This window comes from Roseivivax halotolerans (assembly GCF_900115815.1).
GTDB lineage: Bacteria > Pseudomonadota > Alphaproteobacteria > Rhodobacterales > Rhodobacteraceae > Roseivivax > Roseivivax halotolerans.
This window is the reverse complement of the sequence record NZ_FOXV01000009.1, coordinates 78862-91974: the sequence shown is the minus strand read 5'-3', so window position 1 is coordinate 91974 and position 13113 is coordinate 78862. Positions and strand designations below refer to the sequence as shown.

The 13113-nt window shown below is 62.9% G+C and carries 12 protein-coding genes; 3 read left to right on the top strand and 9 right to left on the bottom strand.

Features of this window, described 5'->3' with window-relative positions:
- Positions 1-16: 16 nt before the first annotated feature.
- The 7 genes from BM171_RS13180 to guaA form a co-directional block, all read right to left on the bottom strand.
- Positions 17-958, bottom strand: coding sequence for a homoserine O-succinyltransferase (locus BM171_RS13180; protein WP_093013180.1), 942 nt, complete (start codon positions 956-958; stop codon positions 17-19).
- Positions 959-989: 31 nt separating this feature from the next.
- A complete protein-coding gene (locus BM171_RS13175; RefSeq protein ID WP_093013177.1) occupies positions 990-1868 on the bottom strand; it encodes an ATPase in 879 nt (292 codons plus the stop codon).
- Positions 1869-1929: 61 nt separating this feature from the next.
- Positions 1930-2853 (bottom strand): DMT family transporter, encoded by a 924-nt coding sequence (locus BM171_RS13170; RefSeq protein ID WP_093013174.1) that lies wholly within the window; start codon positions 2851-2853, stop codon positions 1930-1932.
- A gap of 106 nt (positions 2854-2959) precedes the next feature.
- Complete coding sequence (locus BM171_RS13165; RefSeq protein WP_175497552.1) at positions 2960-4228, bottom strand: OmpP1/FadL family transporter; 1269 nt, start codon at positions 4226-4228, stop codon at positions 2960-2962.
- A gap of 117 nt (positions 4229-4345) precedes the next feature.
- The gene (locus BM171_RS13160; RefSeq protein WP_093013325.1) at positions 4346-5221 is read right to left on the bottom strand and encodes a DMT family transporter; all 876 of its coding nucleotides are present in this window, start codon (positions 5219-5221) and stop codon (positions 4346-4348) included.
- Between the two features lie 22 nt (positions 5222-5243).
- Complete coding sequence (locus BM171_RS13155) at positions 5244-5903, bottom strand: YrbL family protein (protein ID WP_093013168.1); 660 nt, start codon at positions 5901-5903, stop codon at positions 5244-5246.
- A gap of 7 nt (positions 5904-5910) precedes the next feature.
- Positions 5911-7485, bottom strand: coding sequence for a glutamine-hydrolyzing GMP synthase (gene guaA / locus BM171_RS13150; protein WP_093013165.1), 1575 nt, complete (start codon positions 7483-7485; stop codon positions 5911-5913).
- 201 nt (positions 7486-7686) lie between these two features.
- On the opposite strand from guaA, the gene BM171_RS13145 reads away from it, so the two are divergent.
- The 3 genes from BM171_RS13145 (at position 7687) to lipA (ending at position 11655) form a co-directional block, all read left to right on the top strand.
- Positions 7687-9234: a trimethylamine methyltransferase family protein gene (locus BM171_RS13145; protein WP_093013162.1), complete on the top strand. Its 1548-nt coding sequence runs from the start codon at positions 7687-7689 to the stop codon at positions 9232-9234.
- 326 nt (positions 9235-9560) lie between these two features.
- Positions 9561-10574 carry a DUF6456 domain-containing protein gene (locus BM171_RS13140; protein WP_093013159.1) on the top strand — a complete coding sequence of 338 codons (1014 nt, stop codon included), beginning with the start codon at positions 9561-9563 and terminating at the stop codon, positions 10572-10574.
- A gap of 130 nt (positions 10575-10704) precedes the next feature.
- Positions 10705-11655, top strand: coding sequence for a lipoyl synthase (gene lipA / locus BM171_RS13135; protein WP_093013156.1), 951 nt, complete (start codon positions 10705-10707; stop codon positions 11653-11655).
- 71 nt (positions 11656-11726) lie between these two features.
- Here the strand turns inward: lipA and BM171_RS13130 are convergent, their stop codons facing one another.
- A complete protein-coding gene (locus tag BM171_RS13130; RefSeq protein ID WP_093013153.1) occupies positions 11727-12614 on the bottom strand; it encodes a c-type cytochrome in 888 nt (295 codons plus the stop codon).
- A gap of 8 nt (positions 12615-12622) precedes the next feature.
- Positions 12623-13075, bottom strand: a complete 453-nt coding sequence (locus BM171_RS13125; protein WP_093013150.1) for a c-type cytochrome — start codon at positions 13073-13075, stop codon at positions 12623-12625.
- Positions 13076-13113 lie beyond the last annotated feature (38 nt).

Below are 13113 nucleotides of genomic sequence, written 5' to 3'. Positions count from 1 at the left end.
AGACAATGGGTTACGCCTACTTTCTCAGGTCGGTGACGGAGCGGCCGATCTCGGACATGTCGTATGGAGTGGTCAGGTAAATCTCGGAAATCCAGTTTCCATAAAGAAGATGCGCGTGACTGCGCCAACGGTTCTGCGGCGTCCGGGTCGGATCGTCGCCAGGATAGTAATTCGCCGGGACATTGATCGGTTTGCCCTGGCTCACGTCGCGGTCGTACTCCTCCTTGAGGGTGCCGGAATCGTATTCGAGATGATTGAATATATAGAGTGCGTGATGCTCCGGGTCTTCCACCAGGCAGGGGCCGGTCTCCTCACTGTCGATCAGAATATCGAGACCGGCGGCCGCGATATCCTCGCGGCGGATTTCGGTCCAGCGTGAGACAGGCATCACCATATCGTCCGAGAAACCGCGCAGATAGGGCGAAGCCGGGGCCTTGTTGGAATGGCGGATACAGCCGAAGGCCTTGGCCTCGAGCATGTGCTTCGGCACGCCGTGGAAATGATTGATCATCGCCATCCCGCCCCAGCAGACACCCATCGTCGCGTGCACGTTGGTCTGCGTCCAGTCGAAGACGCGGGTGAGCTCGTCCCAATAGGTGACGTCGCCGTAATCGAGATGCTCGATCGGTGCACCGGTGATGATGAGCCCGTCGAATTTCTCGTCCGTTGCGGCGACCTCTTCGAAGGGCCGGTAGAAGCTTTCCATGTGATCGGCGGCGGTGTTGCGCGTCTCGTGGCTCGTCATGCGGATGAGTGACAGCTCGATCTGAAGCGGCGTCGCACCGATCAGGCGGGCGAATTGCGTCTCCGTCTGGATCTTCTTGGGCATGAGGTTCAGAAGCCCGATCCGCAAAGGCCGGATATCCTGCTGGTCCGCTGCATCCTCGCCCATGACCATGACGCCCTCGCGGCCGAGAACGTCATAGGCGGGCAGGGTGCGGGGCAGCTTGATGGGCATGGGAACCTCGGGGTCTGTGGAGAGACCGGAGTTAAGCGCCTTTCGCCCGATCCTCAAGAGCGCGGGCGATGACGTCGACAAACCCCGCCTCCGAGCGCACCTCGGCCATGTCTTCCGCCCGGACCGTCACGCCCCAGTTTCGTGCCATCTCGGCATAGAGCGGCTGCCGATGAGCCAGGGCCTGCGCGTAAGTCCAGCGGATGAAGGCGTCCGGATCGACCTTGTCGGGCGCGACCTGCATCTGCATCAGGTAGTCCGACCAGGCGCGTTCAAGGAATTCCGGCTGGTAGGCCATGGGTTTCGGCGCGCGGTCGAAGCGGCGGATGAGCTCTTCGGTATGAGCATCCGAGCCTTCGATCCAGACGATCAGGCAGCGCTTGGAGAGTTCCGACAGGATCGGGTCCCTGGGATCGGCCGGATCGACCCATTCACAGATAGATCCGCCGGTATCGCAGACGAAATGCGGATACCCATACAGATCCCGCGCCCGATCGATGAAATAGCCGGTATCGAGCAGCGCTTGCATCTCTGCGCGGCGGAACTGCTCCTGCCGGAGGCGGTAGGTATCGATATCCATGCCGCCGAGCGCCGGATCGCCGGGCTTGCCGAGATAGGTGGAGACGGGCGCGAGATTGTCGAAGGTGATGTTGGAGCCGATATAGATCGAATCCGAGAGCAGAAGCTCTTTCAGGAACGGGTTCTTCATCGCCTCGCGCTTGGCATTGTCGGCGATGTATTCGCCCATGTAGCGGGTGCCGATGCGATAATCGATCGAGTAATGAAACCAGTCGCCTTCGCCGCGCAGGATATTGGCGACATGCGTCTTGCCGAGCCCGGACATCGCGAAAAGGAGGACGTGCTTTTCCGCCGCTCCGCGCCAATCATCCGCAGTCTCGTAGAGTAGCGCCATTTCGCGGTGCCTCGTGTCGTGCTCATCGTTCGGCGATGGGTAAAGAGCGGCGCGTGAGGCGTCAAATCTTTCCCGCATGGCGCGCTCGAAGCCATCGTGCGGCGCGACCGTCGAGCACCAGGAGCCCCAGGGCAAGAAGCGCGAAGCCAAAGAAGGCGGTCGGCTCCAGACGTTCGTCGCGCACCCAGGCGCCGAGCGTGATGGCGACCGGCGGGATCAGCAGCGTGACGAGCATCAGGTTGGAGGCACCGGCCATTTTCAGGATGCGGTAATAGAGCAAGTACGCAAAGGCCGTCGCGACGAGCGCGTAATACAGCACCGACACGATGGTTCTCGGGGCCATCGCGAGCTGCGGCACGCCTTCGGTCGCCATCATCAGCGGGGCCATCACCGCGCTCGCCCCCGTGAGCATCAGCGCCGCGGCCACCTCGGGCGACACGCCGCTCAGGTGCCGACGCCCCCAGACACTGGCAAGCGCGTAGGACAGCGTGCCCGCCACCACCGCGATCTGGCCAAGATCGGCGACGGAGATTCCGTCAAGCACATCGGGGCCGATGGCCAGGATCACGCCGGCAAAGCCGAGGCTAACGCCAGCGATCTTGCGCGGTGTCAGGCGTTCGTCGGCAAAGACCAGCGCCGCGATCAGCGCCCCCCAGACGGCGGTGGTGGCATTCAGGATCGAGGTCAGCCCGGTGGGGATATGGAGCTGCCCCCACGCCATGAGCGAGAAAGGCAGCACGTTGTTGAGCAGCCCCATGACCAGCCCCGCCCGCCAGAGCGCTGCGCCGCGCGGCAGCGCCAGCCCGCGCGCCCAGATCCAGACCCAGAGCGCAAGCGCGGCAAGGCTCACACGGAAGAAGACCGAGGTCAGCGGCCCGATTTCGTCGAGCGCGGTGCGGATCGCAAGGAACGAGCCGCCCCAGATCAGCGCGAGAAGAAAAAGCTCGGCCCAGGCGCGCGGGGATATGTCGGTCTGCGGTGTCATGAGGCATGTCTAGTCGCGGTGCGAGGCTGCCGCGATCCGAAACCTGCGCAAAGAAAAACGCCCGGCCGTTTCGGGCCGGGCGTCAAGTCTCTCAAGCGAGCCGCGCTTAGAAGGTCACTTCTGCGCGCAGGCCGATGCCGACGGCATGGTTGTCTTCGAAGCTCGCGACAGCGTTGCCGCCCACTTCCGCGTCCGCATCGCCAACCCAGGAGTAGTTCAGGCCGCCGGAGATGTTCATGTTGCCGTTGGTGTAGCGTCCACCGACGGAGAGCCCCCAAAGACCGTTCGTCGGCCCGAGCGGCGAGACGAGATCATCGCCCTTCGGCTCATAGATGATCGTCGCCGAGCCCGAGAGCTCTTCGGAGAAAGCGCGGCCAAGGCCGAGCGTGTAGCGGTGGCCGTCTTCGAGGTTCACGAGATCGCGGCCGAGTTGTTCCGGCACGATGTCGACTTCAGAAAACTGTGTCCAACGGTAGCTGGCCAGCAGAAGCGTGCCCGGTGCGATACCGGTTTGGAATTCGAGGTTGAAAGACGCGGGGGTGATGTAGTCGATCTCTCCTGAGTTCACCTCCGTACCGCCAACGCTTTCGTCGTAGTCAGCCGTGTGCTCAATCTCGAACTGATAGGTACCTGAGATACGCAAGGCGATATCCGGGATCTCGTAGGCCGCACCGACGAGATAGCCGGGCTGGGTGTTTTGATCCATATCGAAGTTGTAGCCGCCGCCGGTGGCAATACCATCCTGCGTTGCTGCTGCGATTTGGCTTTGAAGAGTATTCGGATTGGCCAGCGCGGCCTGAATCTGCTCGGGAGTTTGATCTGAACCGAACGCTACAGGGGCTGGATTCTCTAGGCTCGGTTGTTGAAACGTTTGAGCTGAAATTGCGGAAGGTACAAAACCTCGCGTATACGCTTGGCCGTTGAGAGTTACATCAGCCTTCACGCGCTGCGCCTTGATACCCGCGAACACACTGAAGTTCTCGTTAAAGCGATACCGACCGACAAACGTGACCGCGTTGCTGTCGAGGTCGGCGGCTGTCCCGCCGAGGTTCGACGCAGTCGGATCAGCGCCGTAATCGATATCGACCCCGTAAGGCTGATCGAGAATGACCGAGTAGTTGAAGGCCGAGTTCACCGCATTGGTGTAGCTCAAACCGATAACTGAATAGTTCTCGCCGACGCTGTCATCATAATCGCCGGGGCCACCGATATCTTCACCCGTCAGGCTCGGCATCACGTAGCCGAAGCTCAGGCTGGCCGTGTTGTCCGTTGCGAAAATCGATGCGATCGACTGACCCGAGCGGTCGAGCCCCGCGGCATGTGCCGACGCTGCCGAAATGGCCAGCGCGGACGCGCTCAAAAGTGCATATTTCATGGTGTTCCTCATCCCTTCGGAGACTCCTCCTTTGCTCACGCTACAACCCGGGAGGGAATCGCGGCAAATCTGACCCCGCGTCAGGCTGACGCAGAGCGCCGTAACGTCACTATTCTGTCACAGGGCGGGAGCGGGCTTTCGGCGGGTCTCGGACCAGATGTTGTAATAATTCGCCGCGAAGATCACGGCGGCACCCGCGAGCACGAACGGATCGAGCACTTCGGAGTATAGAAGCCATCCCACCAGCGCGATGAGCGGCAGGCGCGTGAAGTCGATCGGCATGACGACGGTGGCCGGGGCGAGGCTCAGCGCGGTCGTCAGGCAATAATGCGCAACGAGGCCCGCCATCGCGATCAGCGCCACCCAAGGCCAGCTTTCCGCAGAGGGCAGGGCGATGTCACCATCGAAACCGGCGCAGAGAACGCCAAGGGCTGCCTGCATGACCGTCAGCCAGAAAAGGATCGACACGATACTCTCGGTGCGCGTCAGGCGACGCGTGAAAACAGCGGAGCCTGCGAACCCGGCCGCCGCGCCCGCCGCGGCCACAAGCCCCCAATCGAAGGTTTCGGGCGACGGCCGCGTGACGATCAAGACACCGAGGAAACCCGCCAGAGCCGCGATACCACGGGTTTTCGTCAACTTCTCTCCGAGTACGAGCGGCGAGAGCAGCATCACCCAGATCGGCGAGGTGAATTCCAGCGCGAAGACCTGGGCGAGCGGGATCACCGTGATCGCATAGAACCACAGGTTTTGGCCCGTGAAGTGACTGATATTGCGGATAAGATGCAGCCCCATCCGTTGCGCGCGGATCTCGCGGCGGCGCCCGGTCAGCGACGACAGCGCCAAGACGATGCCGATCCCGATCAGCGACCGGAAGAGCATGATCTCGAACGTGTCGAGTTCGAAGCTGACTTCCCGTCCGGCAATCGCCATCGAGATGAAGGAGGCGATCGCACCCGTCATCCAGAGCGTGGCGCGGAGGGTGTCGTTCATCATCGGTGCGGCGGGCGCATTCTCAGCCATGCCGGAACCTCCGTTCGGCACGATCCCAGTCCAGCCCGGAGGTCTCCGCCATTTCCCGAAACGCCCGGTCGAGCCGCCGATTGTTCAACCGCCGGTTCCACGTCTTGAGCGGAATGATCGAGCGGTCGCCGAAGCCGTCGACCAGGATGTAACGTCCGTCCTCGGCATTCCATACGATGTTCTTCGGCCCGAGATCGTGGGCAACCACGTGCCAATCGTAAATCCTGGAGGCGAACTCGTTGAGAGCGTCGATCTGCGAAGGGGTCAACGGACCAGCCTGAAGCTGTTCGGAAAGACTGGGCGCGACCTTGCCGTCGGCATCCCGGATCGTCTCGACAAGTTGGCCGAGACCTTTCTCGGTCAGGATATATCCGCGAAAGGACAGGACCGGCGGCATATCCTCGCGGATCGCGGCGCGCAGCATCACGTCACTCAGCGCTTTCTGTTCCCGGCGAAACAGCGCGTAGGCGCGGCGGATCTTGAGCCATCCGAAGAAGGACCGGTCGTCGACCATGCGGATCTTCCGCAGGTATTTCGACCGCATGACCTTCACCAGAACCCGGCCGCTGTCGTCGAGCGTAAAGACGTGACGCTCCGATCCCTTGGCCAGGAAATCGGTCTCTTTCAGTTGGCGCAGCGGAGAGTTCGGCATGGCGGCCTCACTCCCACTCGATGGTTCCGGGCGGTTTCGAGGTCACATCGTAGGTGACCCGGTTGATACCCTTGACCTCGTTGATGATGCGCGTGGCGGTCTCGCCCAGGAAGTCGTGGCTGAACGGATAATAATCCGCCGTCATGCCGTCGACGCTCGTCACAGCGCGGAGCGCGCAGGCATAGTCGTAGGTCCGCCCGTCGCCCATGACGCCCACCGTGCGGACAGGCAGGATCGCGACGAAGGCTTGCCAGATCTCGTCGTAGAGCCCGTGCTTGCGGATCTGGTCGATATAGACCGCATCAGCCTTGCGCAGGATCTCGAGCTTGTCGGTGGTGATCTCGCCGGGGCAGCGGATCGCGAGACCGGGGCCGGGGAAGGGATGGCGGCCGATGAAGCTGTCGGGCAAGCCGAGCTCGCGCCCGAGGGCGCGAACCTCGTCCTTGAAGAGCTCGCGCAGCGGCTCGACCAGTTTCAGACCCATTTTTTCGGGCAAACCGCCGACATTGTGGTGCGATTTGATCGTGACCGAGGGGCCGCCCGAGAAACTCACGCTCTCGATCACATCGGGGTAGAGCGTGCCCTGGGCCAGGAACTCGGCACCCTCGATGTCGTTGGCGTGCTTCTGGAAGACGTCGATGAAGAGACGCCCGATGATCTTGCGCTTCTGCTCGGGGTCGGAGACGCCCTCGAGTTCGCCCAGGAAGAGGTCCTGCTCCTGCGCGTGGATCACCTGGAGGTTCATGTGGTCGCGGAACATGCCGACGACTTCCTCGGCCTCGTTGAGACGCAGGAGGCCGTGATCGACAAAGACACAGGTGAGCTGGTCGCCTATGGCCTCGTGCAGGAGGGCCGCGGCGACGGAGCTGTCAACGCCGCCCGAAAGCGCGCAGATCACCTTGCGGTCGCCGACCTGGTCGCGAATCTTCTGAACCGCTTCCTCGCGATAGGCACCCATCGTCCAGTCGCCCGCGAAGCCTGCGTCACGCACGAAATTCTCGTAGAGCGTTTTGCCGTTCGGGGTGTGGTGCACCTCGGGGTGGAACTGCACCGCGTAGAACCGGCGTTCGAGGTCGGCGGTGATCGCGAATGGCGCGCCGGGCGAGGTGCCGTAGACGGCGAACCCCGGGGCCAGCTCGGCGACGTGGTCGCCGTGGCTCATCCAGACTTGCTCGCGGCCCGCACCGTCCATGAACCAGCCCTTGAGCAGGTCGATGCGGTCCGGCGCGGGCTCGACCCAGGCGCGACCGAATTCCGAGGTGCCTTCGCCGCCGACGACACGTCCGCCGAGACCCTGCATCATAACCTGCTGTCCGTAGCAGATGCCGAGGATCGGCACGCCGAGATCGTAGACCTTGCGCGGCGGGCGCGGCGAGCCTTCGCGCGTCACCGAATCCGGGCCGCCCGAAAAGATCACCGCTTTCGGCGAGAACTCGTCGAGGAAAGCGTCCGTGACGTTCTGATAGGGGTGGATTTCGCAGTAAACGCTCAGCTCGCGCAGGCGACGCGCGATGAGCTGCGTAACCTGGCTGCCGAAATCTATGATGAGCAGGCGCTCGTGGTGGCGGGCATGTTCTTCCATTTGGACCGATTAAGCCGCGTCTCATGTCTCCGCAAGGGCCGAGAGCCTGGCCGAAGCTGCGCATTCAGCTCCGAACATGTCGCTTTCGGGTGTGTAGCGGCGGAAACGGGACAGGGCGCAGGGGGCTGGCTGCGGTAGTGAGCCAGAACACGAGGAACGCGGCCCGAGGGCCGCACCGGCATCAGATCGGAGAAAAGGGATATGAGCGAAGCAGCGACCCGCAGGCGTGGACGGACCGGAGGCGGTGGTGCCGCGCGGCGCGCGGAGCGATCGACCGTGAGCATCGAGACGGCGCGCTTCATCGAACGCAACATCCCCAATCTCGAGATCCTGAACGCCGAGGCGCTCGACATTATCGAGACCAATGCCGAGACGGTTCTCGAGGAAATCGGCGTCAACTTCGTGAACAACGAGGCCGCCCTCCAGCGCTGGCGCGACGCCGGTGCGGACGTACAGGGCGAGCGCGTTCGCATTCCACGCGGCCTTGCGCGCGAGCTCATCAAGACCGCGCCGTCGCAATTCACCCAGCATGCACGCAATCCCGACAAGAGCGTTGAGATCGGCGGGAAGAACCTCGTTCTGGCCCCGGTCTACGGCCCGCCATTCGTGCATGACATGGAAAAGGGGCGCCGCTACGCGACAATGGACGACTTCCGCAATTTCGTGAAGCTCGGCCATATGTCCAAATGGCTGCACCATTCGGGCGGCACGGTTTGCGAGCCGACCGACATCCCGGTGAATAAGCGTCACCTCGACATGCTCCAGGCGCATATGACGCTGACCGACAAGCCGTTCATGGGATCGGTCACCGATCCGTCGCGCGCCGTCGACTCGGTCGAGATGTGCAAGCTTCTCTTCGGTGCGGATTTTGTCGATCAGAACACGGTGATGACCTCGCTCATCAACATCAACTCGCCGCTCACCTTCGACGACGTGATGATGGGCGCTCTGGAGGTCTACGCGGCCAACAATCAAGCGGCGATCATCTCGCCGTTCATCGTGGGCGGTGCGATGGCCCCGGTTTCGGTTGCCGGCACGCTGACGCAGGTGCTGGCCGAGGTTCTGGCGGGCGTTGCCTATTCGCAGCTCGTCCGCAAAGGCGCGCCGGTGATCTTCGGGGCCTTCGTGACCTCGATCGACATGAACTCGGGTGCACCGACTTTCGGTACACCGGAAGCGTCGCAAATCACCTATGGCGCGGGGCAGCTCGCGCGGCGTCTTGGGTTGCCCTACCGCTCGGCCGGCTCGTTCTGCGGCTCGAAGCTGCCCGACGCGCAGGCGGCCTACGAGACGGCGAACTCGCTCAATATGGGCCTTCTGTCCGGCGTGAACTTCATGCTGCATTCCTGCGGCTGGCTCGAAGGCGGGCTGGTGTCTTCCTACGAAAAATTCGTGCTCGACGCGGATCAGCTCGGGGCGCTGCATCAGCTTGCGCGCGGGGTGTCCATCGACGCCGAGCACCAGGCGATGGACGCGATCCGCGAAGTTGGGCCGGGTGGGCATTATCTCGGCTGCGGACATACCCAGCGGAACTTCAAGACGTCGTTCTGGCGCTCTGAAGTGCTCGACTACAAGCCGTTCGAGACATGGTATGAAGAGGGCGCGCGTGACAGTGCGACGCTCGCATCGGAGAAAGTCCGCCGGAAACTCGACAGCTACGTGCCGCCTGCGATGGATGTTGCTGTATCAGAGGCGATCAATGAGTTCGTGAGCAAGCGCAAGAGCGAGATGTCCGACGCCTTTTCCTAAGGTAACCTACCTTCGGGCGCATTGACGCCCGTGATCGAGCCGACATCGAGATGAGAGCGCCGCGCGGGACCGAGATCCCGCGCGGCGCTTTCTCGTCCGAGCTTTCGACGGACGCGGTGATTCGTCCGCGCTTCGATGAAATCTCGCGCCAATACACAACCCTAGCGGGTGTTGCGCTGAGGCATGGAGTACCGCGCGATCCGTTTCCAATTGTTTACAAATAGGAAACAAAAATCAGTCCCATGACTACAATGTTAACGTTTCGTTAACATGCTCGCACGGGTTGCATCGCCAGCCGTCGAGCTCAGCAGATCGGGGAACACGATATGGGTGCAAGTGCGACGGACTCCAATTACCGCTTTCCGGGAGGGGTGCCACAGGCCGCCCTGCATTATTTGGACCATACCGAGGGCGGCATTTCGCTTCGGGCGCTGGCGCGCAGGGCGGGCGTGCATCCATCGACGGTCCTGCGCCAGGTCCGGGGCGTCGAGACGCGACGGGACGATCCTCTGGTCGATGCCGCGCTGCGCCGTCTCGGGGCCATGCCAGACCTCGAGACAAAGAGTGCGACTGACAGGTCAGGCCCAGCCTCCGAGGCACGCATGATCGAGATCCTGGCCCGGCTCGGCGAGGCAGGGGCCGTACTCGCCGTGGCCGAAGACATGGAAAAAGCCGTTGTCGTGAAGGAGACACCAGACGGCGGCAGTGCGCGCACTGCAATCGTAGAAGCGGTGATGGCAGAGGCGATGGCGCTTCGGAACTGGATTGCCTGCGGCACGCTGGGTCGGGTCTCGCGCTACAGGATCACGACCACGGGACGTCAGGTGTTGGCGCAGAGATCCTCTGCACTGAAGGATGATGCATCCACTCAATCGGCGCCAGTCTTGGCCGCTGAGACCGAACAGCGGCGTCGCTTTTCTTCCTCGGAAAGCCCGCTCACACTTCTGGCCCGCCGTCGAATGCCGGATGGCACTTCTTTTCTGTCACCGGATCATGTGCGCGCGGGCGTCTGGATGCGCGAGGATTTTGAATTGTCGGGCCTGTCGCCGCGTGAGGCGCTTCGGGTGCTGGACGAAGATGCCAAGGGCACCGAGCAAGATCTTGGCCGCGCCGGCCATGCGGCCGCCCGGCGGCGTCTTGTCTCTTCGCTGCGCTATCTAGGGCCGGGGCTCGGGGATGCGGCGCTCAGGTGCTGCTGCCTGCTGGAAGGGATCGAAACGATCGAGAAACATCTCGGTTGGTCGGCGCGGTCGGGCAAGGTCGTCCTGCGAATTGCACTGGCGCGGCTCCACAGCTTTTACTCCACGGGCGAGGGGCGGGATGCAAAGATCATCGGCTGACGGGCTGCGGGCCGAACTTGTTACCCAACCGGTGCGCCGCATGGCCGCTATGTGGCACAGGGTACTGGCAAAACGGCCCGCCAAGGCATAGTTTGCCCTCAAATCTTTAAGAAATTGTGGGGCATCCCCGATGCGCGATCTGAAAATTCCTGGCGAGCGTCACCCCGAGAAGGCCCATCGGCCAGACAATCCGCAGCCGAAGAAACCCGACTGGATCCGCGTCCGCGCGCCCGGCGGGCAAGGTTACGCGGAGACCCGCCGGATCATGCGCGACAATAACCTGACTACCGTCTGCGAAGAAGCCGGCTGCCCGAATGTAGGCGAGTGCTGGTCGGCGGGGCACGCGACCATGATGATCATGGGCGAGGTGTGCACGCGCGGATGCACCTTCTGCAACGTCGCGACGGGCCGCCCCGATGCGCTCGACGTGTTCGAGCCGGGCCGCGTCGCCGACGCGGTGCAGAAGCTCGGTCTTAATCACGTGGTCATTACCTCCGTCGACCGCGATGATCTCGACGATGGCGGCGCGGAACATTTCGCCCAGACGATCCGTGCGCTGCGTCACCGCGCGCCGGACACGACGATCGAAATTCTGACGCCCGACTTCCTGAAATGCGGTCCCGAAGCGCTGGAAACGGTGGTTGCGGCGAAACCCGATGTCTTCAACCACAATCTCGAGACGGTGCCGGCGCTTTATCCCTCGGTCCGTCCCGGCGCGCGCTACTTCCATTCGCTGCGGCTCCTGCAGCGGGTGAAGGAGATCGACCCGTCGATCTTTACCAAGTCTGGCATCATGGTCGGACTCGGCGAGGGTCGCTCGGAGGTGCATCAGGTCATGGACGACATGCGCTCGGCCAATATCGATTTCCTCACGATTGGCCAGTATCTCCAGCCGACGCCGAAGCACCATGCGGTCGACCGCTTCGTGACGCCCGATGAGTTCAAAAGCTACGAGAAGGCGGCCTGGGGCAAGGGTTTCCTGATGGTCTCCGCGACGCCGCTCACCCGGTCGTCCTACCATGCGGGCGAGGATTTTGCGCGGCTGCGTGACGCGCGCGAGAAGAGCCTGGCGCGCGCTTGAGGCCAAGGGCGAGGGGCTTGTCGCCCCTCGCGCGTCCTTTCAGGAATTTGGGCCAACGCGAAGAGACAAGGTCAGTTTGCAGGCAGCGCCTTGAGATAGGCCGCTACGGCCTGACGATCGCTTTCCGGCAGCTGAGCGAAATTGTTCACAACGGGCACCATGTGTCCGCCAACGCTGTCGTAATCGGGGGTGAACCCGGTCTCGAGATAATAGGCGATATCGGTTTCCGACCAGTCGAGCTCCGAAGGTGAGATGCCGGGGATCTGTCCGTCGCCCGACGGATTGGGCGCACCGGAGAGCCAGCGTGACGTATCGAGACCGCCCAGCGCGTCCCGCGGCGTGTGGCATTCACCGCAATGGGCCAGCGCTTCGACGAGTTGACGTCCGCGTTCGAGCGTCTCGTCCTCCGGGTCTTGCATCACCCAGTCATCGCTGAGGTAGAGCGCTTTCCAGCCACCGAGGCTGGCGCGGATCGAATAGGGAAACCTCAGATCGTGGGGCTCCGACGCGGCGTCGCTGGCGGGTAGCGTCTGCATGTGCGTCCAAAGATCGGCCACGTCCTGCGGGGCCAGTCGCGTATAGGCCGTGTATGGAAAAGCGGGATAGTAATGGCTCCCGTCTGGCGCGGTGCCGAGCGTTACAGCGCTTGCGAACTCCGCCAGCATCCAGTTTCCAATACCGGCTTCCGGTGAGGGCGAGATGTTGGGCGCGCGGAAGGTCCCGAACTCGGTCTCGAAGGACTGACCGCCCGAGAGGATCAAGCGCGCCTCGTCTTCTGCGCCCGGCGCATAGTGGCACGACGCGCAGCCGGCGGCGATGAAGACGGTTTCGCCCCGCTCGGGATCACCGGTCAGATCGTCGTACTCGGCAGCATCGACCGTGGCGGGCTGGGTGAGCCAGAGCGCTCCGCCCGCGATCAGAAGAAGGATCGCGAGCGGAGCAAGAGCTTTACGGAGCATGTCCGAGATCAGTTCGCCGAGGCGCGATATTCATCGTGGCAAGCCGAGCAGGCATTGCCGAGCTGGCCAAGCGCGGGTCCGAGGGCCTCTTGCCCCGTTGCCGCGACTTCCTGCAGGTTCGTCGCGGGCGCGGAGAGATCGCTCCATTTCGAGGCGAAATCGTCGAAGTTCTCCCAGATTTCGACCTTGGCACGGGTGCCGTCGAGGTCGGCTTCGCTGGAGCCTTCGGGCCAGAGCGGTCCCTGGTTGATCATCGAGACCGCGTGAATCGAGTCGGCCGAGGCTTGAGCCGCTTCCGCGTCGTATTCGGTCTCTCCCTTGGCCATGTCGCCGAGAATGCCAAGATTGATCGCGAGAATTCGGAACTGGCCCTGGCGGGCTTTCAACTGGCCGTCGAACTCCTGGGCGACGGCCGGAACCGCGAGGGCGGCAATGGCTGCGGCAACTACAAAGGTCTTCATCGGAAACTCCTGAACTGAACGAGGCATTCCGTCGAGCG

What these genes read in the sequence shown, in the direction of transcription:
- BM171_RS13180 (WP_093013180.1), bottom strand. Translation starts at nt 958, where the DNA reads ATGCCCATCAAGCTGCCCCGCACCCTGCCCGCCTATGACGTTCTCGGC.
- BM171_RS13175 (WP_093013177.1), bottom strand. Translation starts at nt 1,868, where the DNA reads ATGGCGCTACTCTACGAGACTGCGGATGATTGGCGCGGAGCGGCGGAA.
- BM171_RS13155 (WP_093013168.1), bottom strand. Translation starts at nt 5,903, where the DNA reads ATGCCGAACTCTCCGCTGCGCCAACTGAAAGAGACCGATTTCCTGGCC.
- BM171_RS13130 (WP_093013153.1), bottom strand. Translation starts at nt 12,614, where the DNA reads ATGCTCCGTAAAGCTCTTGCTCCGCTCGCGATCCTTCTTCTGATCGCG.
- BM171_RS13125 (WP_093013150.1), bottom strand. Translation starts at nt 13,075, where the DNA reads ATGAAGACCTTTGTAGTTGCCGCAGCCATTGCCGCCCTCGCGGTTCCG.
- BM171_RS13160 (WP_093013325.1), bottom strand. Translation starts at nt 5,221, where the DNA reads ATGAACGACACCCTCCGCGCCACGCTCTGGATGACGGGTGCGATCGCC.
- guaA (WP_093013165.1), bottom strand. Translation starts at nt 7,485, where the DNA reads ATGGAAGAACATGCCCGCCACCACGAGCGCCTGCTCATCATAGATTTC.
- BM171_RS13145 (WP_093013162.1), top strand. Translation starts at nt 7,687, where the DNA reads ATGAGCGAAGCAGCGACCCGCAGGCGTGGACGGACCGGAGGCGGTGGT.
- lipA (WP_093013156.1), top strand. Translation starts at nt 10,705, where the DNA reads ATGCGCGATCTGAAAATTCCTGGCGAGCGTCACCCCGAGAAGGCCCAT.
- BM171_RS13170 (WP_093013174.1), bottom strand. Translation starts at nt 2,853, where the DNA reads ATGACACCGCAGACCGACATATCCCCGCGCGCCTGGGCCGAGCTTTTT.
- BM171_RS13140 (WP_093013159.1), top strand. Translation starts at nt 9,561, where the DNA reads ATGGGTGCAAGTGCGACGGACTCCAATTACCGCTTTCCGGGAGGGGTG.
- BM171_RS13165 (WP_175497552.1), bottom strand. Translation starts at nt 4,228, where the DNA reads ATGAAATATGCACTTTTGAGCGCGTCCGCGCTGGCCATTTCGGCAGCG.